Below are 26520 nucleotides of genomic sequence, written 5' to 3'. Positions count from 1 at the left end.
CGGGGGGGGGGGGGCGGTCCCCCAAAATAACCTATTTCGCGGCCCCCCCTGCTTTGTTTTTATGTGGGTGGGGGGGGGGGGGTTCCCCCGGCCCCACCTCGCCGAACCCGCTGCGATATCAGCAATCCGTCGTTACAGTGGCCACCATGCAGACCCGTTCGCCCAGGGTGGTCGGCAGGAACCAGGAGATCGATCAGCTCCGGCAATTGCTGACCACGACTCGCGGCGGGCACGGGGGTGCGGTCTTTCTGGTCGGTGAACCCGGCATCGGAAAGAGCCGCCTCGCCGCGCTCGCCACTGCACGAGCGCTCGACGATGGGATGTCGGCACTGCGCGGCCGGGTCGGCGCGCTCGGCACCATGGTTGCGTTCCGCCCTTTCACCGAGGCTCTGCTGGCGCTGATCCGGCGCGGCGAGATGCCCGACCCCGGCAGCCTCGGGCCGTACCGGCAGGTGCTCGGGCGGTTGATCCCGGACTGGGACGACGGGACCGCCCACGAGAGCGGGGCTTCACCGGTCATCCTCGCCGAGGCAGTGCTGCGGCTGCTCGCACTGGTCGGTCACGATCGCGGCTGTCTGCTGGTGCTGGAGGATCTGCACGACGCGGACCCGGAGACGCTGGCCGTCGTCGAGTACCTGCTCGACAACCTCGATGACCAGCCGATCGCACTTGTCGCGACTCTGCGCTCGGAATCCTGTGCGGCCGCCGACCTAGCCCGAGTGGCCGCCCAACGTGGTTCTGCCCGACTGTTCGAGCTGCAGCCGCTACGGCCGGCAGAGGTCGTCGAGCTCGCCGCGGAATGCCTGGAGATCGCGGTCGACGGATTGCCGGCACAGCTCACCGACCGGTTGTGGCACGACAGCGCAGGGGTGCCGTTCATTGTCGAGGAGTTGCTGCAGGAAGCAAGTCGCTCCGGGCAGTTGCTGGCGCGGCCGGACGGCAGCCTCCAGGTGGTCGACGGGCTGCGGACCAACGTGCCGGCCGCGGTCGTCCGCAGTATCACGAGCCGGACCGGTCAGCTCGGCGACGAGTCCCGCGACGTCCTCATCCTGGCCGCCGTGATCGGCCACCGGTTTCCACTGAGCGTTGTCCGCAAGGCCACCGGCACCGACGAACGGATGCTGCTGGCTACTCTGCGGGCCGGCGTCGCCGCCCAGCTGGTCGGGCCGGACGAGGCAGGCCCGGATTGGTACGCCTTCTGCCATCCGCTGACGGCCGATGCATTGCTCGCCAGCCTGACACCGACCGAGCGCGCCGAGCTGGCTCGGCGGTGTGCGGACGCCATCGAGGAGCTACACCCAGGGCTGCCGGGCGAGTGGTGCCAGATGGTGGCAGAGCTGGCTGAGACAGGGGGTGATCTGAGCCGGGCGGGGCGGCTGTTCGCGCTGGCCGGGCAACGCTCCTTCGACGAAGGGTCCACCGGCTCGGCGGTCAACCTGCTGAACCGTGCGAACACTTTGCTGACGAACGACCAGGACCTCGGCCACCGTGCCGAGGTTCTTGGCATCCTGCTGATGGCCTTGAGCGCCACCGGCGAGTTCGACAGCATTCCTGCGCACGCGGCGGCGGTCGACGACCTGGCTGACCGCAATCTCGACAGCCGCAAGGTGGCTGCTCTGCACGTGCAACTGTCGAACATCGAGCACATGGCCGGGCGATCATCGGCCGCGCTGACCCACCTGGCCACCGCGCGGGCGCTGCTCGGGAACGACGCCGCGCCGGCTGATGTCGCCCCGGTCGACGTCCTGGCCGCCAACCTCGAGCTTGCCCGAACCAATCCGGGGCGAGTCCGTGCCGCGACCGAACTGGCGACCCGCGCGGCGGCAGCCGCCGAGAGCGCCAAGCTGCCCGAGGTGGCGTGTGAGGCCCTGCAGTTGCTCGGCATCCTGGCCCGGGAGCGCGACCTCGACGAGTCGATCGACTATTTCCACCGCGCCCGGCAGGTGGCCGAGGAACACGGGCTGACTGTGCAGCGGATGCTGTCGCACGTCTACCAGGGCGGCACCATCTGCTTGGCCACCGGCAGCATCATCGAACTCGAGCGCGCCCGCCAGCAGGGCCTGCGGATCGGCGCGATCCCGCTCGTCTACGAGGTCGACGGGATCCTCGGGCAGCAAGCGATCCTGCGATCGGAGTACAGCAAGGCGGCCACCATCATCGACGAGGGTCTCGAGGTCACCCGGCGGCTACGGATGGGTCGCGCCGCGACGTACTTCCTGACCACCAAGGCGATTCTCGCGGCCCACCAGGGCCGTCGGACCGCGATGGAACAGACACTGGCCGAAGCCGCGAACCAGGGCGGCGAGCGCGCGTCGTACGAGCTGCCCTACGCCTTCGGGCTGGCGCGAGCCTTCTGTGCACTGCTGGAGGAGAACCGGGAGCTGGCCGACTCGGATCTCGCGCAGGCCCTCGCGTACGACGCGCAGAATCCGACGACCTTCCACGCCTCGGGGAAGAACGGTCTGGGGCTGCTGCTCGGCGTTCTGGCCGGGCGGAACAGTTGGCCGCACTTCGAGGTGGTCACCGCAACGGCCGCTAGTGGGATGCGGTGGAACAAGCAGTTCGTTCAGATGGCCCATGCGATTCTGCTCGGCCGCGACGGGCAGGCTCAGGCCGCGAGCGCCAAGATGACGGAGGCCCTGGAGACGTCATCTCTGTATCCGATGGCGCGCCACCTCGGCATGCGGCTGGTGGCTGGGTCAGCACACGCCGATGGGTGGGGTGACCCGATCTCCTGGTTGCGGCAGGCCGAGGAGTATTTCCATGGGGCGAACATTCAGCCGGTGTCGAGTGCGTGCCGGAGTTTGTTGCGGCAGCTTGGGGCGACGGTTTCGCAGCGACGTACTGGGAGTGATCTGGTGCCGGCGGATTTGCGGCGGTTGGGGATTACGACGCGGGAGTACGAGGTGTGCCGGTTGCTGGTGGATCGGATCGGGAACAAGTCGATCGCTTCGCGGTTGCACATCTCGCCGCGGACGGTGGAGAAGCATGTTGCCAGCCTGATGACGAAGACCCAACAGCCCGACCGGGAGGCGTTGAGCAGTTTTGCGCGGACCGTGCTGCAAGACTGATCCCACGATGTAATTTATGAACGCTCGCTTTGTATATAGAGTGGGCGAGTGGCAGGCAAGGGGTCGGACATGAGCAAGGGAACGGTCGGCGGCGGCGGTACGACGATGCTGCGGCGGATCAACGTCGCCGCGGTGCTGGACGCGGTTCGCCGGTCCGCGCCCGCGCCGTTGCGCGTGGCCGAGCTGGTCGAGCGCACGGGGCTGGCCAGGCCGACCGTGGCGCAGGCTGTCGACGAGCTGCTGGATGCTGGGTGGCTGCAGCAGCACGGGCCTGATTCGGCAGACCGTTCGCTGGGGCGGCCGGCGATCCGGGTGTCGCTGCGTGGCCGGGCGGCGCCGGTGCTCGGGCTGGATGTCGGTCCGCACCGGGTGACTGTGGGTGTTTCCGATCTCGCTGGTCGCAAGCTTTCGCTGGTACGGCGTTCCGGTCCGGGCTGGACTGCTCAGGAGCTGCTCGGGGTCATCAGCGAGGTGATCACCGAGGCGCTCGCGGAGGCCGAGGTGCCAGCCGATGACATTGCCGCGGCGGTCGCGGCGAGCCCGGGCATCGTGGATGAGCACACCGGCCGGGTCCAGCTGGTTCCGAGTGTGCCGGGCTGGTCGGCGATCGACCTGATCAAGCACGTGCGCAGTCTGCTCGACTGCCCGGTCATCCTCGACAACGACGCGAACCTGGCCGCCTTGGCCATCGCGGCGGCCCGGGGCGGCACGGGGACGCTGCTCGCCGTGCAGTGGGGTGAGCGGCTGGGTGCCGGCATCGTGATCGACGGGCGTCTGCACCGCGGTACCGGTGCCGCCGGTGAGATCGGCTTCATCGCGACCGCACCGGACGATGTCATCAACCCCGAGGACAGCCGGGGTCCGCTCGAGCGCGCGGTGGGATCGGAGGCGATCGCCACCCTCGGCCGCCAGGCCGCGCTGGACAACCCCGACTCTCGACTCGCTGAGCTGGGTGGCGACCAGCTCGACACTGCCGACGTCTTCGCGGCGGCGGCCGAGCGTGATCCGGTCGCTCAGGCGGTCGTGCAGCAGGTTGCCCGCGACTTCGCTCGCGCGCTGGCCCCCGCCGTACTGGTCCTGGACCCGACCGCTGTGGTCATCGGTGGTGGTGTGGCCCGGGCCGGTGCGGTTCTGCTGGACGCGATCTCCGACCAGCTGCGGCTGCTCACGCTGAACCACCCGAAGCTGGAGCTGTCCGCCCTGGCCGAGGACGCGGTCGTCACAGGCGCCATGCGGATGGCGCTCGACGAGGTCTGGCAGCGCAAGCTCCCGACCCCGACGCTGACCAGCACGACCTAGGGACGCAGAGTCCGGACTGCCTCGGCGATGGCGTCGGGGCGGTCGAGATGGACGAGGTGCGCCGAGTCGGTCAGCACCTCGACCGTGCCGGACAAAGCCGCGGCCAACTCACGCTGCCCGGCCAGCCAGTCGTCGGCGCCGGCCCGCGAGCTGCCACCAGTTGCCACCAGCAACCGAGTCGGTACGCCGCTGGCCGGCAGCAGCTTCTTGACCTCCTGGGCGGTGGTCCAGCTGGCCGTGAGTTCGGCCCAGAACCGTTGCCAGGAACGGGGATCGCCGTACAACTTCCTAATGGTTGCCTTTGGCAAGGGGTCGCGTTTGGTCACACTGCCGACCCGCACCATCGACCGGCGTACCAGCGGACCGACAAGGCGAGGCAGCCCGATCCGGCCGTAGAAACCCAGCACCACCCGGACCACCCGCTCCGCACTGGTACCGGGGTAGAGCCAGTGCCGGCCGGACTCCGAAGGCAGGGTCGTGTCGACCAGGATCAGCCGAGGCACCTCCTGCGGCCGGGTCAGTGCCCAGCGCATCGCGGCCAGCCCGCCGATCGAATGCCCGATCAGTCCGATCGCGACGACAGGCGGCACCCCGGCAGCAGCCCGCAGTACGTCGGGATCTGCGCTCACCGGGGTCTGCCAAGGATCGATCACGCGCAGGTCATGCTCGGGCAGCAACTCACGGAGCCGGTCGAACTCCTCGGCGGTCTCGGCCATGCCTGGCAACACGATCCACGTGATCATCGCTGGAAACCTCGCTTCAAGGCGGGAAGCAACACTGCCAGCAGAACACACACGAGCAGGATCGCGACCCGCTGCAGGATGCCCGGCGGGTGCAGGTCGTCACCGCTGAGCACCTCCAGGCCGGTCTCGATCCCGAGCCAGGTGTTCGTCAGCAAGACGGCTGCGGCCAGTACGGCGACCGTCCGGCCCAACGCGCCGCCCCAACCGATCCGGCGCAGCACCAGAACGGCGAACACACCGATGGCCATCGTCCCCAGCCCGGCCAGGGTCGACGTGACCTCGTGCACCACCAGATCCGCGCCCTCGTGCCCGCGTTCCTCCGCGAGCCGACAGGCTTCGCTGGCCGACGGGGCACAGTCCATCGGGAAGAACGAGTCGAACAACGTTCCGAGCCCGAAGACCGCCGTACTGATCATCAGGCCTCTCACATCGCGATGCATCCGCGCCGCCGGCCGGGCCAGGATCGCGGCGACCAGCACCAGCACACTCGCCCCGAGGTCCATCGCTCGCGCATACGGGCTGGTCGCCTGGTCCCGCGCACCCAGCTCGCTGAGGAACGAGGTGTGGATGTTCAGCGGATAGCCGGCGGCGGCCTCGAGCAGCAGGCTGCAGTAGAGGATTCCGGCGGCGATCATCAGGTTCCGGGTCAGGCGGTACGGGAAACCCTTGGGTACGGCAAGCATGGCGGTAAGCCTCGCATACGGACCAAGGCGGTGACTGTGGCGTCAGGTATACCCGGAAGGTGGAGCTAGCACGACCGAAAGTTAGTCCTGGGGAGTGGGATGATCGCAAGGTGCGGTCTGAACAAGTGAAGGTGATTCCGGCGTGGCAGCACCGCGCTGCGGTGTGGGTCGGGCGCATTGTGATGCTCGCCGCGGTGTGGTCGTTCCTTGCGATTGTGTTGCATCTGTTCGCCCCGGCGTACGTCAGGCGGGTCGACCAGGCGTTCGACTTCTTCGGGATCCCGGCCGGGCACACGTTCTTCCCGGCGGTCTACCTGGCGGTCGTCGGCAGCGCGTTGCTGCGCGGAAAACGCGCGGCGCTGCTCTGGGTGCTGTGGATCTTCGAGGGGCTGTGGCTGCTCGGGCTGATCGCGTGGGTCGCCTTCGGCAGCGTGCAGCTGAGCAACCCCGAGACCGAGCTGGTCGACGACCTGGACCGGATCACGGTCCAGAAGCTCGAGTTCGGGATCCTGCAGGTCATCGTGGTCAGCGCGCTGATCGTGCTGCTGTGGAAGATCCGCGGCGCGTTCCCGGCCCGGCTGGCCCCGGGTAGCCGGCGGCTCGCCATCGGTGCCCTGATCACCGGCATGCTGATCTCGGTGGCCGTCAGCATCTCGCTGACCCAGGTCTTCCCGAACACGCTGACCGGCCAGCGGCAGAAGATCGGCTGGGCGGTCGTGGCCGCGTTCGGGCAGCAGCACAGCAAGCTCGACGGGCACCAGGGGCACACCTGGGTCGGGCTGGTCGTAAGCGCGATCTCGGCCGCGTCGCTGGTGATCGCCTTCGCGATCTTCCTCCGGTCGGCCCGCCGGGTCCGGTATCTGACCCAGCCCGAGGAGCTCGGCGTCCGCAAGCTGCTGCTGGAGAGCGGCGAACGGGATTCGCTCGGGTACTTCGCGACCCGCCGGGACAAGGCCGTCATCTTCTCGGCAGCCGGTGACTCGGCGATCGCCTACCGAGTGGTCAACGGGGTCAGCCTGGCCAGTGGTGACCCTCTCGGCGATCCGGCGGCCTGGCCCGGAGCGATCGAGGCCTGGACCGAGGAGGCCCGCCTGTACGGGTGGTCCCCGGCGGTCCTGTCCGCGAGCGAGGAGGCCGCCCACGCGTACGTCGACGCCGGGCTGCGGGCGCTCGCGATGGGTGACGAGGCGATCATCGACGTCGCCGACTTCAGTCTCGAAGGCCGCACGATGCGACCGGTCCGGCAAGCGGTGACGCGAGCCCAGCGGGCCGGCTACCGCGCCGAGGTGGTCCGGCACGGCGACCTGTCCCCCGAGGCCCTGGCGAGCTATGTCGAGCTCGCCGAGAAGTGGCGCGGCGCCCAGACCGAGCGTGGTTTCTCGATGGCGCTGGGGCGCCTGGGCGATCCGGCCGACGCACGCTGCGTGATGGTGATCGCCCGCGACGCCGACGGCGAGGTCCGTGGGCTGCTGTCGTTCGTGCCCTGGGGTGTGCGCGGTGTCTCCCTCGACCTGATGCGGCGCGATCCGGAGTCCGTGAACGGCCTGATGGAGTTCATGGTCACGTCGCTGGTGGAGGCGTGCGGCGACCTCGGTCTGCACCGGATCTCGCTGAACTTCGCCATGTTCCGGGAGATCTTCAGCGACGCCGAACGCGTCGGCGCCGGCCCGGTGCTGCGACTCACGAACGCACTGCTCACCGCCGCGTCCCGCTTCTGGCAGCTGGAGAGCCTCTACCAGTCCAACGAGAAGTACCTGCCGCGCTGGTCACCACGACTGATCTGCTACGCCCGTGGCGCCTCGCTCGCCCAGGTCCTCCTGGCGGCCGGTACGGCGGAGGGCTTCCTGCCCGCCCCGCGGCCCTGGACCCGCGTCGACCGGGCGACCAGTGGCGAGCGGCACGCGATCCAGGCCGGGGACGGCGAGCAGTTCGCGGCCACGGTTCGCGAGCAGGAGGAGAACCTGCTGCGGCCGGCGCTTCCGGAGCGCAAACTCACCGAGCAGGAGCAGATCCGCCGTACCAAGCTGGTCGGCCTTGTTGCCGCTGGCATCGATCCGTACCCGGTCTCGGTGCTGCGGACGGACACGATCGAGCGGATCCGCGAGCAGCACCAGAACCTGCCGGCCGACTACCACACCGGCCACACGGTCTCCGTGACCGGCCGCGTGCTGCGGATGCGGGATCATGGCGGTCTTTCGTTCGCCCAGCTGCAGGACGGGCTGGTCCAGCTGCAGGTCATGCTGTCCGCCGATGCCTGCAGCGAGGCAGCGCTCGACCACTGGCGGCGGCTCGTCGACATCGGCGACCACGTCAGCGTCACCGGCGAGGTCGTGACGAGCAAGCGCGGCGAGCTGTCCATCGCGGCCACCGAGTGGATGATGGCGGCCAAGTGCCTGCATCCGTTGCCGGACAAGCGGAAGGGGTTCACCGACCCCGAGGCCCGCGTCCGGCAGCGGCACATCGACCTGGTGATGAACCCGGAGTCGCTGCGGATGATGCGGCACCGCAGCGCCGCCGTACGGGCGATGCGCAACGGCTTCGAGTCGCGTGGGTTCATCGAGGTCGAGACGCCGATGCTGCAGGCGGTGCACGGTGGCGCGAACGCGCGGCCGTTCCAGACCCACATCAACGCCTACGACACCGATCTGTTCCTGCGGATCGCGCCGGAGCTGTTCCTGAAGCGGCTCAGCGTCGGCGGGCTCGGCAAGATCTTCGAGCTCAACCGCAACTTCCGCAACGAGGGCGCGGATGCGACGCACAACCCGGAGTTCACGTCGGTCGAGGCGTACCAGCCGTACGCCGACTACCACGTGATGCGCGAGCTGACCCGGGAGCTGCTGATCGAGGCGGCGACCGCGGTCTTCGGCAAGCCGGTGGTGCAGCGGCCGGACGGCGAGATCGACATCTCCGGCGAGTGGCCGGTGATCAGTGTGCACGACGCGGTGGCCCGGGCGGCCGGCGTACCGGTTGACCCTGGTACCTCGGTGGAGACCTTGCGCGAACTGTGCGTCAAGCACGGGGTGCACACGACGTTCGAGCTGAGTGCGGGTGAGCTGGTCCTCGAGTTGTACGACGAGCTGGTCGAGCCGCACACCACGCTGCCGACGTTCTACACGGACTTCCCGCTCGAGACGTCACCGCTGACCCGGACCCACCGGACCGAGCCCCGGCTCGCCGAACGCTGGGACCTGGTCGCCTTCGGAGCCGAGATCGGTACGGCGTACTCGGAGCTCGTCGACCCGGTCGAGCAGCGGCGGCGGCTCACCGAGCAGTCGCTGAAGGCCGCGGCCGGTGATCCCGAGGCGATGTCGCTGGACGAGGACTTCCTGAGTGCGCTCGAGTACGCGATGCCGCCGACCGGTGGGCTGGGGATCGGGGTCGACCGGGTGATGATGATGCTGACCGGGCAGAACATCCGCTCGACGCTCGCGTTTCCCTTTGTCCGACCGGCTTCGAGAGATTCTTAACGCTGCGCTGGGTCGTCCCGAGTTGGTCGGCCCCGTAGCCTGGAGCAGGGCGCGGGGTTGGGGCTACTGGGGCGGGGTTGATGAGGCAGGTTGCGGTAGTTGGGGCGCTGCTGTGCGTATTGGCGGGGTGTTCGGCGCCATTGGTCGATGGTGGATCAGCGCCGACACCGGTCGGTGGGACGGCGGCTGCTACGCCTTCAGGACCACAGGGACCGTTGGGTCAGGCGGCGTACCAGGGTGAGTTGACGAAAGCGGAGAAGTCGCTCGCGGTGAGCCTTCGGGCACTGGCCGGGGCACAGACGGCCGAGGGGTTGGGCCAGGCGATGGGTGACGTGTCGAAGGCGCTCAACACCGCCTCGGGACGGCTGGCCGCGTTGACGGTCGAGGGGCGGCTGACCGCCGTACACCAGTTGTTGCAGGACCGGATCGGGGTGGCGGCGTACAAGCTGTCCGATCCGGAGCAGGCCGAGCTCGATGCGCGCTGCGGCGGTGGGCCATACACCTCGCAGAAGGTCCAGCGGCAGTTGCGCGCCGACCTCGCGCCGGCGCTGGTGGCGCTGACGAAGCTCAAGCTGGCGTTCGGGCGAACGCTGCCGGACCCGGGACCGGCTCCGAAGGTGGTCCGGCCGGAGAACGGCGAGACAGTCGTACGGCGTGGGGAGGCCGGGATCGGGCGGTTGTCGATCACGAACGGTACGGCGAAGGATGTCGTGATCTCGGTCGTCACGGACGGGAAGCCGCCGCGGGAACCGCATGTGATGACGTACATCCGGGCCGGGAAGTCGGCCGCGATCACGCGGATCGGTGGGGCTTATCACCTGTACTACAAGAGTGGGGCGGACTGGAGTTCCGAGCGGCGGCAGTTCTCGACCGGGTGCTCGTTCCTGAAGTTCGACCAGGCGTTCGGGCCGGACAAGTCGTGGAAGATCAACCTGCGTCCGACCATCACCGGGAACGCGTCGACCAGCGAGGTAGAGGCTTACTAGAGCTATGTGACATCGGCCATGTCACGATGACAGAACGGTGTCCCGGGGTCACGATGAGGTCATGAGTGCAACCGCGAGCGTCACCGTGGCCGGGGTCCCTGGGGTCGAGGTCGCCTACTACCGCAAGGGTTCGGGCGAACCGCTGGTGCTGCTGCACGGCATCGGCCACCACTGGCAGGCCTTCGACCCGGTCCTCGACCAGCTGGCTGAGCGCCACGACGTGATCGCGCTCGACTTCCCCGGTTTCGGCGAATCCCCCGACGTACCGCTGGGTGTACCTGACGAGCTCGACAGCCTCGCCTACACCGTCGACGCCCTCTGCAAGGCCCTCGACCTCGACCACCCGCACGTCGCCGGCAACTCCCTCGGCGGTCTGGTCTCACTCCGCCTCGGCCAGCTCGGCCTGGTCCGCTCGGTCACCGCGCTCTCCCCGGCCGGCTTCTGGTCACCCCGCGAGAACCGCTGGGCCATCAGCCTGCTCACCAACCTCCGCCGAGTCGCCCGCCGTACGCCGGAAGCCACCGTCCAGCGCCTCTCCCGCACCCCCGCCGGCCGCCGCGTGCTCACCGGCACCATCTACCACCGCCCGGCCCTCCGCGCCCCCGAAGCAGTAGTCGCCGAATCCCGCGCCCTCCGCGACTGCGTGGCCTTCGACCGCGTAGCCGCCCACGCTCGCCGCGGCACCACCTTCGAAGGCGACGTCCCCAACGTCCCCGTCACCATCGCCTGGGGCACCCACGACCGCATCCTCCTCCCCCTCCAAGCCGCCCGGGCCCACCTCCAACTCCCCCAGGCCCGCATGATCCCCCTCCTCAACTGCGGCCACGTCCCCATGAACGACGCCCCAGCCCTCGTAACCCAAACCATCCTCAGCACAACGCGGCTCTAACAGGGGGCGTGAACAAGAACTGGTGGGCCGAGACAAGGAATAACCTGTTCAAGCCCACCACCAGGTGTGCCCACCCATGCGAACTGTTCCGGCCTGCTGTACGGGTGCCGGCTTTGTCAGCACTCGATGACGTTGACGGCGAGGCCGCCGCGGGAGGTCTCTTTGTATTTGATCTTCATGTCGGCGCCGGTCTCGCGCATGGTTTTGATGACCTTGTCGAGGGTGACGACGTGGACGCCGTCGCCGTGCATGGCCATCCGGGCGGCGTTGATCGCCTTGACCGCGGCCATGGCGTTGCGCTCGATACAGGGGATCTGGACGAGGCCGCCGACCGGGTCGCAGGTGAGGCCGAGGTTGTGTTCCATCGCGATCTCGGCTGCGTTCTCCACCTGTTCCGGCGTACCGCCGAGGAGCTCGCACAACCCGGCCGCAGCCATCGAGCAGGCCGAGCCCACCTCGCCCTGGCAGCCGACCTCGGCTCCGGAGATCGACGCGTTCTCCTTGTACAGAACGCCGATCGCCGCCGCGACCAGCAGGAACCGAACGCACCCGTCGTCGGTCGCGCCCGGGATGAACCGCCGGTAGTAATGCAGTACGGCGGGAATGATGCCCGCGGCACCATTCGTCGGAGCGGTGACGATGCGGCCGCCGGAGGCGTTCTGCTCGTTGACCGCGAGGGCGAACAGGTTGACCCAGTCCATCACCTTCAGCGGGTCGACCGACCACGGGTCGCGGGTGAGCTTGCCGTGCAGCGCGTGCGCGCGCCGCGGAACCTTCAGACCGCCGGGCAGCACGCCCTCGGTCTCGCAACCTTCCTTGACGCAGTCCTGCATCACCTGCCAGATCTTCAGCAGGCCGCTGTGGATCTCTTCCTCGGTCCGCCAGGCCAGCTCGTTGGCGAGCATCACCTCACCGATGGACAACCCGGACTCGCGGCAACGATCCAGCAACTCGGCACCACTCAGGAACGGATACTTCAGCACCGTGCTGTCCGGCACGATCCGGTCCCCGGCCGCCGCGTTCTCGTCGACCACGAATCCGCCGCCGACCGAGTAGTACGTGCGCTCCCGCAGCACCTCGCCATCCGCCCCGCGGGCCAGGAAGGACATCCCGTTCGGGTGGTACGGCAGGGCCTTCCGGCGATGCATGATCAGGTCGGCGTTGTCGTCGTACGCGATCTCGTGGACCCCGGCCAGCCGCAGCCGGCCGCGCTCGCGGATCGTCTCGACGCGAGCGTCGACGGAGTGCGTGGCAACGGTCTCGGGGTCTTCACCCTCGAGGCCGAGCAGCACCGCCTTGTTACTGCCGTGGCCGTGCCCGGTCGCACCGAGCGAGCCGAACAACTGCGATTCGACCCGGGCCGTCGCGGTCAGCAGACCGGCGTCCTGGAGGCCGAGCACGAACGTGCGGGCCGCGCGCATCGGTCCCACGGTGTGTGAGCTCGACGGGCCGATCCCGATACTGAACAAGTCGAAGACACTGATCGCCATGATGCGGAGGTCCCTTCCGGTCGTCGTTGACCGAGTGGTGTCCTCCCCACTCTGTTGGACTGTTGTCCTTCAGAGGTGCCTCGCCCGTACGGTGAAGGTGCCTGAGAGATTCTTGGGGAGAGTTGCTCCTACGGCGCCCGGCTCGAACGGCCGGGTCTCTCCCGCACGGGTTCATGCGGCTGTTGAGTTAGCTTCCGGACGCGACGGTACGGCGGCCTGCTGGTTGCCGTCAATCCGGCCGGTGCGGACGGCCCAGATCTCGAAGAACCAGGTGAACAGCGGCGGAACACTCGCGGCCAGTGCCGCCAGGGTGACCGGCCACGACCAGCGCAGCGGGCCCCGGACGACCAGCACGGTCACGACGTACACGACGAAGATGCCGCCGTGGATCGGGCCGAAGATCTTCACGCCGATCTCGTTGTCGGACAGCACGTACTTGAACAGCATGCCGATCAACAGACCGGTCCACGAGATCGCCTCGGCGATCGCCACTGCCCGGAACCACCGTGAGTGTGTCATCGCGCCCGACCCTAACAAGTCCCCCAAAGCCGGTCCGGGGTGGTCTGGGGGCGGCTCCCTGATGTGAGAGGCAAGCGATTACCGAAGGATCGGGAAGATGAAGAACCCCAGAATGCTGCTCAGGACCACCGCGTGGGGTGTGGTCCTGACAGTCACCACGGCAAGTCTCGCCGTACTCCCGGCCTCGGCCGCCCCGGCCTCGGCCGCCCCGCAGTGGACCGACTGCAAGCCGCAGGGCAAGGACGATCCGGCAGTGGTCAAAGGCTCGCAGTGCGCCACTCTGAAGCTCCCCGTCGACTGGCGGAACCCGAGCGGCCCGATCTTCACCCTCGAGATCGCTCGCCGTACGGCGAAAGGCCAGCGCGTCGGCGTCCTGGTGTTCGGTCCCGGCGGCCCCGGCGACTCGGGTGTCGACCGGATCAAGACCGGGATGACGCGGTTCAGCCCGGAACTCCAGGACCGCTTCGACATCGTCAGCTTCGACCCGCGCGGCATCGCCCGCAGCAACCCGATCATGTGCACCGCAAGCCTGTACGCCGAGATGCCGTCACCGCTCATCCGCGACCAGGCCGGGTTCGACGCGCTGATCGACTACAACCGCCGGCTCGCCGACGACTGCCGCAAGCACACCGGCCCGCTCTACGACCACGTCGACACCTGGCAGACCGTGCGCGACGTCGACGCGATCCGCCGCGCACTGGGCGAGCGGCAGATCACCTTCCACGGCAGCTCGTACGGCACCCCGCTCGGTGCGCAGTACGCCGAGACCTACCCGCACCGGGTGCGCGCGATGGTCCTGGAGAGCGTGCTCGACCACAGTCTCGCGACGCCACGCCAGTTCCTCGATCCACAAGCCGCGTCCGTCCAGGACTCGTTCGACGAGTTCGTCGAGTGGTGCGACCGTACGACGACCTGCGCCCTGCACGGCCAGGACGTTCGCGCCCGCTGGGCCAAGCTCCGGACCGAGTCGGCCAACCCGTTCATGGCGTCCTTCGCGGTCTTCCGGATGCTCTACGGCCCGCAGTGGAACGCACTCGCCATCACTCTGCAGAAGGGTGTCATCCCCACCCCGCCACCGCCGACGACCGAACTCGTCGCCCATCCCCTGGTCCCGTTCTGCCAGGACTGGAACCTGCGAGTCGGCACCTATCCCGAGTACGCCGCCCTGATGGATCGGCTCGCCCGCAACAACCCGGACATGCCGTACCCGGGCCAGTTCATGGCCATCTCGCTCTGCCTGGGCGCCCCCAAGGCGAACAACCCCCAGCACCGCCTGGACGTCGACCACCTCAAGACGCCGATCCTGCTCGCCAACGCCCGCCACGACCCGGCCACGGCGTACTGGATGGCGCAGAACGTCCAACGCCAGCTAGGCCGCGACGGCGTCCTCCTCACCTACGAAGGCTGGGGCCACGGCAGCTACAACAAGGCCCCCTGCATGACCACCACCATCGACGCCTACCTCATCAACCGAGCGGTCCCCAAGCCCGGTACGACGTGCGCCGCCGTACCGCCGACCGGGTGATCGTCAGACCGCGACGCCGGTGACCTCGAGGACGCGGTGGAGGTGGTCGCCGCGGCGGGCCCGGTTCGAGAGGGTGGCCAGTTCGGCGCAGGCGGCCTTGAGGGCCTGCGCCTGGGTGTGGCAGTGGTCGATGTACCAGAAGGGGTCGTCGGGCTGCGGATCGTCGGCATCATCGATGTCGGCGTACCAGTGCCGCTGGCCGTAGTGGACGACTCGCACTCGCAGATTCATGACTCCACCCCCGTGGATCTCCCCTGATCCGGTGTCGGAATTCGGCCGGCGCGTGACCGCGGCCCCCCACTGTCACGCGCCTGGCCGAGTTCGACCCTCCCCGACGACTACATCGTGTCGCCGCCGGAATGTGTTACTGCAAGTCACCGATAATTTTCAGTGACCGCATGGCTACTTTCCGTTGAGGTGCCTTTGGGTCCACTTTTCGAGGCCGTCGGTGTCGATCGGCAGCGCCTCGGTGAGGATCTCCAGGCGGTCGGAATGCACGACGACGTTGTCCTCGATCCGCATCCCGATCCCGCGCAGTTCCGGCGGTACGGTCTCGTCGTTCGGGTGGAAGTACAGCCCTGGCTCGACGGCCAGCGCCATACCGGCTTCGATCTCACCGGCGAAGTAGGTCTCCGGCCGGGCCGCGTCGCAGTCGTGGACGTCGAGACCGATGTAGTGACCGGTCCCGCAGACGATGAACCGCCGATGCTGCTGGCCGTCCGGCCCGAGCAGTTCGTCGAGCGACACGTCGAGCAGACCCCAGTCCCGCAGTCCCTCGGCCAGCACGACCATCGCGGCATGCTGGAAGGCCCGGTACGGCGCTCCTGCCTTCACTGCATCGAGTGAGGCGAGCTGTGCCTTGTGCACGAGGTCGTGAACCTGCCGCTGAGCCGCGGTGTACTCACCAGTGGCTGGGAACGTCCGGGTCACATCCGCCGTGTAGAGCGTGCGCGTCTCGACCCCGGCATCGAGCAGGATCACGTCACCTTCGCTCACTGCCCCGTCGTTCCGGACCCAGTGCAGAACCGGTGCATGCTTGCCAGCAGCAACGATCGACGCGTAGCCGACACCGTTGCCGGCCGTCCGGGCGCGCCGGTCGAAGGTGCCCTGCAGCCAGCGCTCGCCGCCACCACGAATGGCCTCCGGCAGCTCGCGCGCCACATCCTCGAACGCGAGCACACTCGCCGCGACCGCATCGCGCAGCTGGTCCAGCTCCCAGTCGTCCTTGATCCGGCGCAGCTCGGCGATGGACTGCCGCAGCGCGTTCCCGTCGTGCGGCGAGGTCCGCACCAACGCGTCGAGCATCGGATCGACCCCAGGCACCGACAGCATGAACGGAACCGCACCACGCACCGCCGACGGCAACTCCTCGATCGGGCGGCAGGCGATCTGCAGCGCCTCCGACCAGTCCTTCAGACCCGGCACCGGGCCGATCCACAGCTCACCGTCGCGCGCGTTCGCGAAGAAGTCGGCCTCCTCCGGCCCGGCCGCTTCGCGAAGATAGAGCGTGGCGTCACCATCGGCCGACAACACCAGTACGGCGCCCTGGGCCTGGCAGCCGGTCAGCCAGACGAAGTCGCTGTCGGCGCGGAAGTCGTAGTCGGTGTCGTTGGAACGCACCGGTGCATGCCCGGCACCGAGCGCGATCCGGCGCCCCGGCAGCGCCGCGGACAGCTTGCGCCGATGCTCGGCGGCCGCTTCGGCCAGCCCGGCGGGCACGCTGACGGACCGGTCCACGGGCCCCCAGCCCCGCGCGATGGACTCGCGGAAACCCTTGGCGTCGATGGGGCGGTAGGACTTGGGTGTCTGATCGGTCCGCTCGTCGCTCATACAACCATCAACTCAGGTCGCACCGGGGCCGCGCAACCCTTTATGGATCAGCGTGTGCGGAAGGCTTCGAGGATGGCGATCTCGGAGTCGAGGAGGTACTGGTGCAGGGTGCTCGCGGCCTCGTCGTACCGGCGGGCTTCGAGCAGCTCGAAGAGGGTGCGGTTGCGGGCGATGTAGGGCTCGTGCAGCTCGCGCGGCGTCGCGATCACATGGAAGAGGAGTCGCAGCTCCGCGAGCAGCCGGCCGGTCATCGCGTCCATCCGGGCACTGTCGGCCAGGCCGATCAGGTGCTGGTGGAAGCGCATGTTCGCCGTACCGACGGCCGGCCAGCGATCGGCACGGGCAGCGGCCTCGGCGGCCTCGACGTCGTCGGCCAGCGGTTCGAGCCGCGCGGCCGGCAGCTCGGGGTCGCGATCGGCGAGACCGCGCACGACGTCGACCTCGAGCACGCGGCGCAAGCGGTAGAGGTCGACCACATCGGCCTCGTCCAGCTCGGGGACGAAGACGCCGCGGTGCAGTTTGTAGATCAGCAGGCCTTCGTGGGTCAGCAGCCGGAACGCCTCGCGCAGCGTGTTCCGGCTGACCTCCAGGACCTCGGTCAGTTCAACCTCGGACAGCTGGGCACCGGGCGGGAGGGCACCCTCGGTGATACTGCGACGGAGGATGTCGGCGGCCCGCTCGGCAGAGCTGCTGCGGTCGAGCCGCGCCACATCGGCGGCGACCGTCCGCAACCACGCTTGCCGGCTTCCGTCGGCCTCACCGGTAGTCATGCGCCGAATCATAGAACAAGCCTCTTGCAGGATTGTTCAACAATCTCTTAGGATTGCTTATGAGCTACAACGCGGAGCGTGTGGACCTCAACGCGGACCTCGGCGAAGGCTTCGGCTCCTGGCCGATGGGGGACGACAGCGCGCTGCTCGACGTCGTCACGAGTGCCAACGTGGCCTGCGGCTTCCACGCCGGTGACCCCTCGATCATGCGCCGGGTGACCGCCCAGGCGGTCGAGCGCGGGGTCGCCATCGGCGCCCACGTCGGGTACGCCGACAAGGCCGGCTTCGGACGGCGGTTCGTCGATATCGAGCCGGATGCGTTGCGCGACGAGATCGTCTACCAGCTCGGCGCCCTGGACGCGTTCGCCCGGATCGCCGGGGACCGCGTCCGCTACGTGAAGCCCCACGGCGCTCTGTACAACACGATCGGCCACCACGAGGCCCAAGCCGCGGCTGTGGTCGCGGCGGTCGCCGACTACGACCGCACACTCCCGGTCCTCGGTCTCCCTGGCTCGGCCTGGCTCCGCCTCGCCGCCGAGGCCGGCCTCACCGTCGTCCACGAAGCCTTTGCAGACCGCGCCTACACCCCCGAGGGCACGCTGGTGTCCCGCCGCGAGGCCGGATCGGTGCTGCACGACGCCGACGAGATTGCAGCACGCTGTACGGCGATGGCCACCGGCCGGCCGATCACCGACAGCGCAGGTGGTGAGCTGACAGTCGATGCGGCCTCGATCTGCGTGCACGGCGACACCCCGGGCGCAGTCGGCATCGCGCGCCGGGTTCGGGCCGCACTGGAGGATGCCGGCGTCACGCTGAGCCCGTTCGGTCGCTGATGCGAATCCTGCCCGCGGGCGACCAGGCACTGCTGGTCGAGCTCGACGACCTCGACCACGTGCTCGGCTACTACGCCGCGCTGCTCGCCGACCCGCCACCCAACACCGTCGACATCGTGCCGGCGGCGCGGACCGTGCTAGTCACGACCACGGGCGGTCTGGACGCCCTCAGCCGTCATCTCCTCGCCGTAGAGCCAACGACCTCCGACCGCAGTGTTGGTGACCTGCTAGAGGTCCCAGTCGTGTACGACGGCGAGGATTTGCAGGACGTGGCCGAGCTGCTCGGATGCGACGTGGCCGAGATCATCGAGCGCCATACCGGCGAGGAGTGGACGGTGGCGTTCTGCGGCTTCGCTCCCGGCTTCGGCTACCTGACCGGTACGGCGGACTGGAACATCCCCCGTCGTTCGTCACCACGCACCAAGGTCCCGGTCGGCGCGGTCGGCCTGGCCGGTGAGTTCAGCGGGGTCTACCCGCGGGAATCGCCCGGCGGCTGGCAGTTGATCGGGCGTACCGATCTGAAGATCTTCGACCAGCAACGCGATCCCGCCGCCCTGTTCCATCCCGGCCGCCGGGTCCGCTTCGTCGACGCGGGCCGCCCGTGATCACCGTACTGGAAACGGGGCCCTTGGCAACGATTCAGGACCGCGGCCGGATCGGCCAGGCGGCGTTGGGAGTTCCGGCCTCGGGTGCCTGCGATCCGGCCTCCTTCGCCCTATCCAACCGGTTGGTTGGTAACCACCCCGACGCGGCCGCCCTGGAGATCACCTTCGGCGGACTCGTCCTGCACGCCGACACCGACCTGACGATCGCAGTCACCGGCGCTCCGTGCTCCGGCGTACCGCTCAACGCGCCGTCGATCGTGCGAGCCGGCACGGTACTGCGGTTCGGTCCGCCCCGCTCCGGTCTGCGGACGTACGTCGCGGTTCGCGGCGGAATCGACGTACCGCCAGTCCTTGGCTCGCGCTCGACCGACTTGCTGTCCGGCCTCGGTCCCGCGCCCCTGAAGGCCGGTACGTCGCTCCCGGTCGGCCGCGAGTGCGGACCGATGCCGGGTGTCGACCTCGCCCCGGTCGCGGACCCCGTCGCCGGCACCGTGCTCGTCCGCGTCACCGCGGGCCCGCGCCGCGACTGGTTCACCGACGCCGGCTGGTCGTCGTTCCTGAGCCAGACCTACAACGTCAGCAGCAACAGCAACCGGGTCGGCGTCCGCCTCGACGGCACCCCGCTGGAGCGCGCCCGCGAAGGCGAACTCTCCAGCGAAGGCATGGCCCTCGGCGCGATCCAGATCCCGCCGTCCGGCCTCCCCGTCATCTTCCTCGCCGACCACCCCGTCACCGGCGGCTACCCCGTGATCGCCTATGTCAGCACGGCGTCCCTGGCCGGATGCGCCCAACTCCGCCCCGGCCAGGGCGTCCGTTTCACCACCTGATCAGGACGGCCACTTGTACTTCGGGCAGTACGGCGGGTTCGCCGTCGGCGGCCCCGCTGGCGTCTTCTTGCCGTCCACCCCGGTCTTCTCCCAGCGCAGTGTGCAGAGCAACGGCTTCGGCGGGTTGGCACTGGAGTAGATCTCCCGGCCGCCGGCGTCGTAGGCCCGGTAGACGAAGTCGGCCAGATTCGGGTCGTCATCGTCGTAGTGCGGACCCCAGCCGACCCGGCCGACGGTCGGCGCGAACCAGAACCCGTTCGACAGGTACGCGTCGCGCTCCGGCTGGCCCTTCGGCTGCATCGTCACTCGCGCCACCGCACCAGCAAAGATGCCGGCGTTGCGCGCCACCCGCCGGATCTCCTCCGTCACCTCCGGCTCGGCGCCGTGCCGGATACTCGACTCGCTGATCGCCCCGCCGGCAGTCCGGCTGCACAGCCAGTAGCCCTGACCCGGCGGGACGATGGACGGCTTTCCGTCCTGCCATTCATCGGCCTTCCCCTTGGCAATCAGCCAGGTCTTCACGACCTTCGGATCCTGCACATCGACGAACTCGAACGCGCGAACCGCTTTGTACGAGCGGAACGGGCGCGGTAGCTGCTTGACCGTGATCCGGTCGGCCTCGGCCAGGCACTGCTTCTGCAGCGCGGCCGTGTCCGCTGCCGACAAGTCCCGCACGACCGGCTGGCCTCCCCCGGCGGCCGGCGTACCTGTGTCGTCCTTCTTCAGTGCCGATCCGGCGACCGCCAGGCCTGTGACGACCATCAGAACCGCGGCAGCGGCGGCAATCGGCACCAGCACGCGGCGCGGCGTACCGGCTTGTTCGGTCTCCAGGGCGTCCAGCAGTTCGGCGCGCAGCTTCTCGTGCTGGCCGGGCGGGAGCGGCTGGTCGGGGCGGCGGTTCAGTAGTTCTCTCATGACGGATCCTCCACAACGACGCTCAGGTCGCGAAGACGTTTGCGGGCGCGCGACATCCGCGACTTCACGGTGCCGAGCGGGATGTCGAGGGCAACAGCGGCGGCTGCCGCGTCGAGCCCCGACCAGAAGCAGAGTTCGACGATCTCGCGCTCGTGCCGCGGCAGCTTGCGCAGCAGGGCGCGCAACCGCTTGGCCTCCCGCTCGTCGTCGATCCGGGCGGCGACCCGTTCGGCGTGGTCCGGCTCGTCGGCGGCCGGCGCCTGGCGGAGGAGGTTGAGCCGCCGGAAGTGCTGCTTGCGCCACTCGTTCCGCAGCACGTAATCGGCTGTCCGCAACAGCCATGGGAGTGCCGAGTCGTGGACCAGAACCACCTCGGCCCGGCGCCGCCACGCGTGCAGGAAGACCAGCGACGTCAGGTCCTCGGCATCACTCCACGAGGCCAGCCGCCGGAAGACGAAGTTGTAGACGGCCTTGGCATGCCGGTCGAACAGTGCCCCGAACGCCTCGGTCTCCCCCTCGACCGCCCGCCGCCAGAGCTCCGCATCGCTCATCGTCCTCGGCAACCCCTCGGGTCTCCCGGTCAGCGCTATCGTCACGTCACCACCTCCAGATCGTCCCCCATCGGGGGTTCTCACTGGGTATGTGTCGTGACGCGCCGACCGGGATCCCGTCAGGTCAGTTCGGATAGATGGCGATCTCGTCCACGAAGATCCAGTCGGCCGCCACGCCTTGCGAATACTTCTCGTACTCGACCCGCACGTACCGCGCCGTGGTCTGCACCGGGAACCGGAACCACTGTGCCGACGAGACGCTCGTGGCGGCGATCTCGGTCATCGTGTCCAGGCTGTTGCCGGCCGAGATCCGGACCAGGTCCGGCGAGTACTTGGTGACCCCGTCGTAGTTGTCGTGCACCTCGATCCGCCCGATCGGTTGCGAGGAACCGAGATCCAGAGTCGCCGACGCCCGGCCCGTCGTACCGACCGGGAAGGTGTAGCCGTAGCTGAAGGTGTCCTCGTGATGACCGGCGATCACCTCGTCGGTCGACTCCTTGCTGCCGCTGTCGGGGTAGTTGGCGTGCGGCGGGGCGCTCTTCGTGTACGCCGCGCCGGCGGCGAGGTTGGCCGGGGCTCTACTCGCATACGCCTCGATCTCGTCGATCAGCATCACCGAAGCGTCGTTCGTGAACGCCTTCTGCAGCGTCACCCGGACATAGCGCGCACTGGCCGGCGGGAAATCGAACTGGAACCAGATCTTCGACTGGTCGTTCGGCGTACCGGGCAGGTAGCCCTTCTGCTTCCAGTTCGTGCCGTCCGTACTCGTGGCGATCGTCACCCGGTCCGGCCGGTACGCCGGGTACTCCTCGTACGCATGCAGCCGAACCTCGTCGATCTTCTGCGCCGACCCGAGATCGAACGTGACGGTCGCCGTACCCTGCCCGGCCCCGAACCCGTACGTCCGCCCGTCGTCATGCGCGTCGGCCAGCACACCGTCGGTCGACTCGAATCCACTGTCCGGCTTGTTGTTCGGCACCGGGCTGACCGTGTAGTTCCGCCCGCCCAGCAGGTTCTGTTTCGCCAGCGCGTTCCCGGCAACCTCCAAACCCTTCAGGCCGGACACCCCGCTGCCGAACTCGATCCGGACGAACCGCGCCTTCCCGTTGATCCCGGCGAACGTTCCGCCACCACCGTCGTACGCCGTACTCCAGCGACTGCCGTTGTACGAGACCTTGACCGTGTAGTCGGCGGCCGGGGCACCGGCCCAGTTCAGCCGGATCCCGTCGAGCTGGATCTGCCGCCCGAAGTCCACCTGGAACCACTGCTCACCCGAGTCGGCCGGCTGCCAGCTCGTAGCGTCGTTGCCGTCGACCGCCTTCGTGGCCTCGTGCCCCGCAGTCGCGCTCGACGCGCTGACCGTCTTCCCCGCAGCGAGGTCGGTCACTGGCTTACCGGCCGCGGCGTCCAACGCGATCTTCCGGATTCTCGCCTGGTAACTGGTGTCCGGGCTGTACTTGTCGCCCCGCTGCACCAAGGAAGTCGCCAGATCCCTTGCCAGTTTGGGATCTGTGCGGCCGAGGATGTTCAGCACCTCGTAGTCCTCGATACCGTCCCGCAACGACTCGTACCGGATCGAGGACTCGATCGTGTTGTTGGCCTTGTCCGGCCAGACGATGTAGTGATCGCCCTTCGGCTCCTCCTCGTCCAGCGCGGCCAGCCAGCCGTTCATCGAGTAGTGCAGGTAGCCGTTGGCCCCGCGTGAGTATGCGTACCAAGGAGTCAGGCGCTGGTTGAACTGCGGCTGGTCGATGAAGCGGTTGAGGAAGTTCCCGACCGGGATGTTGCAGTTGTAGAAGTAGAGATCCTTGCCCTGGGCCCGCAGTTCGTCGTACGCGGCCTGGTTCGAGTCGTAGTTGAGCAGGTTCGGCACGACGACCGACATCTCCTTCGAGACGCTCGCCGCCACCGGTTCGTGGAAGGCAGCGTCACCGACCCGGACGGTCGGCCACTTCGTCCGCATCCGGGCCAGGATCCCGCGCCAGGCCGTCTCTTCCTGACCGCCACCGATCCCCGGCTCGTCGCCGACATGCATCCAGTACTTCAGGCTCTCGGTCCAGCCCTTTGCGTCCAGGTGCGCCTTCAGCTGCGGGATGAACTGGTCGATGAAGTTGTTCGCCTTCGCCGAGTCCCAGTTCACGTAGTTGCGCCTGCCCTGACCGCCGGTACCGTCGACGATCTCGACCTCCCGGATACCGTCCTGCGGCCGGCCCCAGTTGTAGGTGTCGGCCGAGACCCAGAAGCCCTCCAGCCGCTTCACCACACCCCGGTCGAGCATGAACTGGATGACCTCGTCGATCCGGCTCCAGTCGAAGGTGTAGACACCGGTCCCGTTGCTGTTGTCGGTGACGGTCGTGTTCCCGTCGACCAGCATGTTCACCAGCGGCAACGTGAGCGTGTTCGTGCGGTGCCGCTTCATCTGGGTCGCGACCTTGTCCAGCATCTCCCAGTACTGCGGGCTGTACCGCGGGTACTTATAGGTCTCCTCGATCGTCTGGCCTTGCGGCGCCCACGAGAGCTCACCGAAGAACGTGCTCCACAAGGTGGTTTCGAAGGTCTGGTCCTTCGGGTCCGGCAGGGTTACCGCGCGAACGTCGACCGAGATCGGCACCTCGAGCGGACCGTTGCTGGTAGCAACCGTCACCGTCCCGGTGTAGACACCGGCGGCCGTGCCCTTCGGTATCGCGGCCGTCACCCAGATCGACAACGCGGTCCGGGGGCCGGCACTCGCCGTACGGGCGTTGGACAGTGGGTCCGGGAAGTCGCCGGGGGCCTTGCGGACCGCCGGATACATCGGCTGGTTGCCGAACTTCGTGTTCGCGTTCAGGTGTTTGTAGGTGACGAAGTTGTACGACAGGTTGGTGGCGGCGATCGTGTTCGCGCCACTGGTGAGGTTGCCGAAGCTGACGCCGTCGACGTTCAGCGCGGCGGCCGAGCGCAGCACGATCTGCGCGCTCTCCTCCTCGTTCACCGCGGCGTCGAGAGCGATCGAGCGGCCGGATTCCTTGCTGGGCAGGGAGTCCCGGAACACACTCGTGCTGGATGGTTCGGTCCAGTAGTCGATCCCGGGCGCGGCCTGGACGGACTGTTTCTGGGGTGGCGGCGTACTGGCTTGGGCATTCGGAGCGAACGCCAGGGCGGCCACCACGGCAGCGATGGCGAGACGGCGGACTGACGGCATGGGCGGGGTCCTCTCAAGGGCGGCCCATCCACGATCTACGGGTACCGCCGAAATGGTCCAGCAACCCGGTTAGACCATTCGATCCACTTCGTATCAGCCGGTCACCTGGAAGCGACGTTTGTACTCCGTCGGGGTGGTGCTCAGATGCCGGGCGAACGCACGGCGCAGCGTCTCATCGCTACCGAGACCACTGTGCCGGGCCGCTGCGGTGATGCTGTGCCCATCCAGGATCAGCTGCTGGGCGCGGTCCAGCCGGACTCGCTCGATCCACCGGCCGGGCGTGGTCTGCAGCTCGGTCTGGAACAGGCGAGTCAGATGCCGCGGGCTGACCGCCACCGAGGCGGCCAACGTCGGCAGGCTGTGGTCGGCCGCCGGATCCGCAACGACGGCCGCGGTCGCTACTCGGAGTGGATCGCTCTTGGCCGGCGGTGTCGCGATCGCCGTCGAGAACTGCGACTGGCCGCCTGGGCGCTGCATGAACACCACGAGTTCGCGGGCGACCTCCCGGGCGACGTCCGGGCCGTGATCGGCCTCGACCAGGGCGAGGGTCAGGTCGATGCCGGCGCTGATACCGGCCGAGGTGACATATCGGCCGTCGGTGACGTGCAGGGCGTCGGGCTCGACGTGGATCTTCGGATGTTTGCGGGCGAGCGTCTCCGCGTGCCGCCAATGCGTGGTCGCCCTCCTGCCGTCCAGCGCTCCGAGGGCGGCGAGCACGAAGGCTCCGGTACACACCGACGCGACGCGCTCGGCCCTCGATACCAGTACGGCGGCGGTCCGGCGGACGTCGTCCGGAACCTGCTCGGCGAGGTGATCGGCGCCGGCGATCACGACGGTGTCGACCTGGCCGACCTCGTTCGGTGGGACGGTGCCGGCCAGGGTGAGGCCGGCCGCGGTCGTCACGGTGCCGCCGTTCGGTGAGACGAGGATCGTCTCGTAGCGCGGGGTCCCGCGATTGGCCTGGTGGAGAACCTCGAGCGGACCACTCACGTCGAGCAGCGTCACCTCGTCGTACACGACGAAGGCGACCCGTTGTGTCCGAATCTGTGGTTGTCCTGGCAATTTGGACATGGCAGCAGCGTAGCTCTCCGGGTCAACCTGGACACATGACCGAAGAGATCGCCGGGGTCAAGATCCCCGACAGCACCCTGGCCCGCGAAGCCACGGCCCTGGTCCGGGACGCCGCGACACCACTCGTCTACCACCACTCGCGCCGCGTCTACCTGTTCGGCGCCCTCCGCAGTGCCGGCCTCCAGTACGACCCCGAACTCCTGTACGTCGGCGCCCTCTTCCACGACCTCGGCCTCACCGAGCGCTACCGCCGTACCGACCAGCGCTTCGAGATCGACGGCGCCGACGAGGCCCGCCGCTTCCTCGAATCCCACGGTGTCCCTGTGGCTGAAGCCGACCGCGTCTGGACGGCCATCGCCCTCCACACCACCCCCGAGATCCCCCTGCACATGGCGCCCGAGATCGCCCTCGTCACCCGCGGCGTCGAGTACGACGTACTGGGCCTCGGCTACGACTCCCTCTCCGAAGCCCAACGCGCCGCCGTCGTCGCAGCCCACCCCCGCCCCAACTTCAAGCCCCAGATCCTCGCCGCCTTCACCGAAGGCCTGGCCGACCGCCCCGCCACCACCTTCGGCAACGTCAAGTCCGACGTCCTCCGCCACTTCCACCCCGGCTTCCACCCGACAGACTTCGTGGAGGTCATCCAGAACTCGCCGTGGCCCGAGTAGCTGCGGACCTGCAGGCCATCACAACTGGGTGATCGGGTGCGCCTTGAGCGTGGGGGTGCGGCCTGGGGAGCAGTTGTGATGGCGTGGGGGTCCGGACCTCGCTTGTCCGGGGGCGGTGGGCGGGTAAAGATGTGCGGTATGACGGAGAGTTCTGGGATCGACAGCACGGTTCCGCCGAGTGGCACCGGGTGTGCGGAGTGTCTGAGCAACGACGGGTGGTGGTTCCACCTGCGGCGGTGTGCGGAGTGCGGTCACATCGGGTGCTGTGACTCATCACCGGCGCAGCACGCCTCGGCTCACTTCACCGAGACCGGCCACCCGATCGTCCGCAGCTTCGAGCCCGGCGAGGACTGGTTCTGGCACTACGGCGAGTCCCAGTACTACGACGGTCCCGCCCTCGCCGACCCCCAGTCCCGCCCGGCCGACCAGCCAGTCCCCGGCCCCGCCGGCAACGTCCCCGCAGACTGGCAGAACCACCTGAACTAGATCTACCAACGACCGCGGGGCGTTGTCCGCTGGCCAGGATCCGGTCGACGGACTCCGGTGCGATCGGCCGGTCGGCGAACTCCCGCACCATCCGCCGCCGGCGCAGGACCT

At 68.5% G+C, this 26520-nt stretch carries 22 protein-coding genes and 1 riboswitch; of the genes, 11 read left to right on the top strand and 11 right to left on the bottom strand.

All coding sequences use genetic code 11. The annotated features are described in order from the left end of the window. Positions 1–146 precede the first annotated feature (146 nt). Complete coding sequence (locus tag ACFCV3_RS32910; protein ID WP_376036684.1) at positions 147–3071, top strand: AAA family ATPase; 2925 nt, start codon at positions 147–149, stop codon at positions 3069–3071. A gap of 69 nt (positions 3072–3140) precedes the next feature. Further along, a complete protein-coding gene (locus tag ACFCV3_RS32905; protein WP_238176458.1) occupies positions 3141–4370 on the top strand; it encodes an ROK family transcriptional regulator in 1230 nt (409 codons plus the stop codon). Here the strand turns inward: ACFCV3_RS32905 and ACFCV3_RS32900 are convergent. Then, positions 4367–5113: an alpha/beta fold hydrolase gene (locus ACFCV3_RS32900; protein WP_376036681.1), complete on the bottom strand. Its 747-nt coding sequence runs from the start codon at positions 5111–5113 to the stop codon at positions 4367–4369. The genes ACFCV3_RS32905 and ACFCV3_RS32900 overlap by 4 nt on opposite strands. Further along, the gene (locus ACFCV3_RS32895) at positions 5110–5796 is read right to left on the bottom strand and encodes a DUF998 domain-containing protein (protein ID WP_376036678.1); all 687 of its coding nucleotides are present in this window, start codon (positions 5794–5796) and stop codon (positions 5110–5112) included. Before ACFCV3_RS32895 ends, ACFCV3_RS32900 begins: the two co-directional genes overlap by 4 nt. A 110-nt stretch (positions 5797–5906) precedes the next feature. On the opposite strand from ACFCV3_RS32895, the gene lysX reads away from it, so the two are divergent. The 3 genes from lysX (at position 5907) to ACFCV3_RS32880 (ending at position 11138) form a co-directional block, all read left to right on the top strand. Then, positions 5907–9263 carry a bifunctional lysylphosphatidylglycerol synthetase/lysine--tRNA ligase LysX gene (lysX, locus tag ACFCV3_RS32890; RefSeq protein WP_376036675.1) on the top strand — a complete coding sequence of 1119 codons (3357 nt, stop codon included), beginning with the start codon at positions 5907–5909 and terminating at the stop codon, positions 9261–9263. Positions 9264–9505: 242 nt separating this feature from the next. Continuing rightward, positions 9506–10249, top strand: a complete 744-nt coding sequence (locus ACFCV3_RS32885) for a hypothetical protein (RefSeq protein ID WP_376036672.1) — start codon at positions 9506–9508, stop codon at positions 10247–10249. A 61-nt stretch (positions 10250–10310) separates the two neighbouring features. After that, positions 10311–11138: an alpha/beta fold hydrolase gene (locus tag ACFCV3_RS32880; RefSeq protein WP_376036669.1), complete on the top strand. Its 828-nt coding sequence runs from the start codon at positions 10311–10313 to the stop codon at positions 11136–11138. Between the two features lie 116 nt (positions 11139–11254). Here the strand turns inward: ACFCV3_RS32880 and ACFCV3_RS32875 are convergent, their stop codons facing one another. Together ACFCV3_RS32875 and ACFCV3_RS32870 are read right to left on the bottom strand one after the other, a co-directional pair. Next, complete coding sequence (locus ACFCV3_RS32875) at positions 11255–12628, bottom strand: L-serine ammonia-lyase (RefSeq protein ID WP_376036666.1); 1374 nt, start codon at positions 12626–12628, stop codon at positions 11255–11257. A gap of 79 nt (positions 12629–12707) precedes the next feature. Continuing rightward, positions 12708–12802: riboswitch (glycine riboswitch) on the bottom strand. After that, positions 12800–13147 carry a DUF3817 domain-containing protein gene (locus ACFCV3_RS32870; protein ID WP_376036663.1) on the bottom strand — a complete coding sequence of 116 codons (348 nt, stop codon included), beginning with the start codon at positions 13145–13147 and terminating at the stop codon, positions 12800–12802. Its footprint overlaps the riboswitch before it by 3 nt. Before the next feature lie 97 nt (positions 13148–13244). Between ACFCV3_RS32870 and ACFCV3_RS32865 the strand changes: the two genes are divergently transcribed. Further along, the gene (locus ACFCV3_RS32865; protein ID WP_376036660.1) at positions 13245–14672 is read left to right on the top strand and encodes an alpha/beta fold hydrolase; all 1428 of its coding nucleotides are present in this window, start codon (positions 13245–13247) and stop codon (positions 14670–14672) included. A gap of 3 nt (positions 14673–14675) precedes the next feature. Here ACFCV3_RS32865 and ACFCV3_RS32860 read toward each other — a convergent pair whose 3' ends face one another. The 3 genes from ACFCV3_RS32860 to ACFCV3_RS32850 all read right to left on the bottom strand — a co-directional run bounded on the left by ACFCV3_RS32860 (position 14676) and on the right by ACFCV3_RS32850 (position 17272). After that, positions 14676–14903 carry a hypothetical protein gene (locus tag ACFCV3_RS32860; protein ID WP_376036657.1) on the bottom strand — a complete coding sequence of 76 codons (228 nt, stop codon included), beginning with the start codon at positions 14901–14903 and terminating at the stop codon, positions 14676–14678. A gap of 171 nt (positions 14904–15074) precedes the next feature. After that, the gene (locus ACFCV3_RS32855) at positions 15075–16502 is read right to left on the bottom strand and encodes an aminopeptidase P family protein (RefSeq protein ID WP_376036655.1); all 1428 of its coding nucleotides are present in this window, start codon (positions 16500–16502) and stop codon (positions 15075–15077) included. Between the two features lie 47 nt (positions 16503–16549). Next, positions 16550–17272, bottom strand: coding sequence for a GntR family transcriptional regulator (locus ACFCV3_RS32850; RefSeq protein WP_376036653.1), 723 nt, complete (start codon positions 17270–17272; stop codon positions 16550–16552). 59 nt (positions 17273–17331) lie between these two features. Here ACFCV3_RS32850 and ACFCV3_RS32845 point away from each other — a divergent pair, with 59 nt between their 5' ends. Genes ACFCV3_RS32845 through ACFCV3_RS32835 form a run of 3 tightly spaced genes read left to right on the top strand, consistent with a single transcriptional unit; the run spans position 17332 to position 19537 of the window. Next, the gene (locus tag ACFCV3_RS32845; protein WP_376036651.1) at positions 17332–18105 is read left to right on the top strand and encodes a LamB/YcsF family protein; all 774 of its coding nucleotides are present in this window, start codon (positions 17332–17334) and stop codon (positions 18103–18105) included. After that, on the top strand, positions 18105–18710 hold the full coding sequence (locus ACFCV3_RS32840; protein WP_376036648.1) for an allophanate hydrolase subunit 1: 606 nt from the start codon (positions 18105–18107) through the stop codon (positions 18708–18710). The genes ACFCV3_RS32845 and ACFCV3_RS32840 overlap by 1 nt, the downstream gene beginning before the upstream one ends. Next, positions 18707–19537: a biotin-dependent carboxyltransferase family protein gene (locus ACFCV3_RS32835; protein ID WP_376036646.1), complete on the top strand. Its 831-nt coding sequence runs from the start codon at positions 18707–18709 to the stop codon at positions 19535–19537. Before ACFCV3_RS32840 ends, ACFCV3_RS32835 begins: the two co-directional genes overlap by 4 nt. On the opposite strand, the gene ACFCV3_RS32830 is transcribed toward ACFCV3_RS32835, so the two are convergent. The 4 genes from ACFCV3_RS32830 to ACFCV3_RS32815 form a co-directional block, all read right to left on the bottom strand. Further along, complete coding sequence (locus ACFCV3_RS32830) at positions 19538–20452, bottom strand: hypothetical protein (RefSeq protein WP_376036643.1); 915 nt, start codon at positions 20450–20452, stop codon at positions 19538–19540. Continuing rightward, the gene (locus ACFCV3_RS32825) at positions 20449–21003 is read right to left on the bottom strand and encodes an RNA polymerase sigma factor (protein WP_376036640.1); all 555 of its coding nucleotides are present in this window, start codon (positions 21001–21003) and stop codon (positions 20449–20451) included. The genes ACFCV3_RS32830 and ACFCV3_RS32825 overlap by 4 nt, the downstream gene beginning before the upstream one ends. 124 nt (positions 21004–21127) lie before the next feature. After that, on the bottom strand, positions 21128–24184 hold the full coding sequence (locus tag ACFCV3_RS32820; RefSeq protein WP_376036638.1) for a glycoside hydrolase domain-containing protein: 3057 nt from the start codon (positions 24182–24184) through the stop codon (positions 21128–21130). Between the two features lie 93 nt (positions 24185–24277). Then, positions 24278–25255 (bottom strand): GlxA family transcriptional regulator, encoded by a 978-nt coding sequence (locus tag ACFCV3_RS32815; protein ID WP_376036635.1) that lies wholly within the window; start codon positions 25253–25255, stop codon positions 24278–24280. Positions 25256–25290: 35 nt separating this feature from the next. Between ACFCV3_RS32815 and ACFCV3_RS32810 the strand changes: the two genes are divergently transcribed. Together ACFCV3_RS32810 and ACFCV3_RS32805 are read left to right on the top strand one after the other, a co-directional pair. Beyond that, positions 25291–25923, top strand: a complete 633-nt coding sequence (locus tag ACFCV3_RS32810) for an HD domain-containing protein (protein ID WP_376036632.1) — start codon at positions 25291–25293, stop codon at positions 25921–25923. 138 nt (positions 25924–26061) lie between these two features. Beyond that, complete coding sequence (locus tag ACFCV3_RS32805; RefSeq protein ID WP_376036629.1) at positions 26062–26409, top strand: UBP-type zinc finger domain-containing protein; 348 nt, start codon at positions 26062–26064, stop codon at positions 26407–26409. Positions 26410–26520 lie beyond the last annotated feature (111 nt).

This window comes from Kribbella sp. NPDC056345 (genome assembly GCF_042262745.1).
In the GTDB taxonomy this organism is placed as follows: domain Bacteria; phylum Actinomycetota; class Actinomycetes; order Propionibacteriales; family Kribbellaceae; genus Kribbella.
Note: the sequence above shows the minus strand (reverse complement) of the source record. Positions and strands in the feature narration are given on the sequence as shown.

What these genes read in the sequence shown, in the direction of transcription:
- ACFCV3_RS32910 (WP_376036684.1), top strand. Translation starts at nt 147, where the DNA reads ATGCAGACCCGTTCGCCCAGGGTGGTCGGCAGGAACCAGGAGATCGAT.
- ACFCV3_RS32905 (WP_238176458.1), top strand. Translation starts at nt 3,141, where the DNA reads ATGAGCAAGGGAACGGTCGGCGGCGGCGGTACGACGATGCTGCGGCGG.
- ACFCV3_RS32900 (WP_376036681.1), bottom strand. Translation starts at nt 5,113, where the DNA reads ATGATCACGTGGATCGTGTTGCCAGGCATGGCCGAGACCGCCGAGGAG.
- ACFCV3_RS32895 (WP_376036678.1), bottom strand. Translation starts at nt 5,796, where the DNA reads ATGCTTGCCGTACCCAAGGGTTTCCCGTACCGCCTGACCCGGAACCTG.
- ACFCV3_RS32880 (WP_376036669.1), top strand. Translation starts at nt 10,311, where the DNA reads ATGAGTGCAACCGCGAGCGTCACCGTGGCCGGGGTCCCTGGGGTCGAG.
- ACFCV3_RS32875 (WP_376036666.1), bottom strand. Translation starts at nt 12,628, where the DNA reads ATGGCGATCAGTGTCTTCGACTTGTTCAGTATCGGGATCGGCCCGTCG.
- ACFCV3_RS32870 (WP_376036663.1), bottom strand. Translation starts at nt 13,147, where the DNA reads ATGACACACTCACGGTGGTTCCGGGCAGTGGCGATCGCCGAGGCGATC.
- ACFCV3_RS32865 (WP_376036660.1), top strand. Translation starts at nt 13,245, where the DNA reads ATGAAGAACCCCAGAATGCTGCTCAGGACCACCGCGTGGGGTGTGGTC.
- ACFCV3_RS32860 (WP_376036657.1), bottom strand. Translation starts at nt 14,903, where the DNA reads ATGAATCTGCGAGTGCGAGTCGTCCACTACGGCCAGCGGCACTGGTAC.
- ACFCV3_RS32855 (WP_376036655.1), bottom strand. Translation starts at nt 16,502, where the DNA reads ATGAGCGACGAGCGGACCGATCAGACACCCAAGTCCTACCGCCCCATC.
- ACFCV3_RS32850 (WP_376036653.1), bottom strand. Translation starts at nt 17,272, where the DNA reads ATGACTACCGGTGAGGCCGACGGAAGCCGGCAAGCGTGGTTGCGGACG.
- ACFCV3_RS32845 (WP_376036651.1), top strand. Translation starts at nt 17,332, where the DNA reads ATGAGCTACAACGCGGAGCGTGTGGACCTCAACGCGGACCTCGGCGAA.
- ACFCV3_RS32840 (WP_376036648.1), top strand. Translation starts at nt 18,105, where the DNA reads ATGCGAATCCTGCCCGCGGGCGACCAGGCACTGCTGGTCGAGCTCGAC.
- ACFCV3_RS32830 (WP_376036643.1), bottom strand. Translation starts at nt 20,452, where the DNA reads ATGAGAGAACTACTGAACCGCCGCCCCGACCAGCCGCTCCCGCCCGGC.
- ACFCV3_RS32825 (WP_376036640.1), bottom strand. Translation starts at nt 21,003, where the DNA reads ATGAGCGATGCGGAGCTCTGGCGGCGGGCGGTCGAGGGGGAGACCGAG.
- ACFCV3_RS32820 (WP_376036638.1), bottom strand. Translation starts at nt 24,184, where the DNA reads ATGCCGTCAGTCCGCCGTCTCGCCATCGCTGCCGTGGTGGCCGCCCTG.
- ACFCV3_RS32815 (WP_376036635.1), bottom strand. Translation starts at nt 25,255, where the DNA reads ATGTCCAAATTGCCAGGACAACCACAGATTCGGACACAACGGGTCGCC.
- ACFCV3_RS32810 (WP_376036632.1), top strand. Translation starts at nt 25,291, where the DNA reads ATGACCGAAGAGATCGCCGGGGTCAAGATCCCCGACAGCACCCTGGCC.
- ACFCV3_RS32805 (WP_376036629.1), top strand. Translation starts at nt 26,062, where the DNA reads ATGACGGAGAGTTCTGGGATCGACAGCACGGTTCCGCCGAGTGGCACC.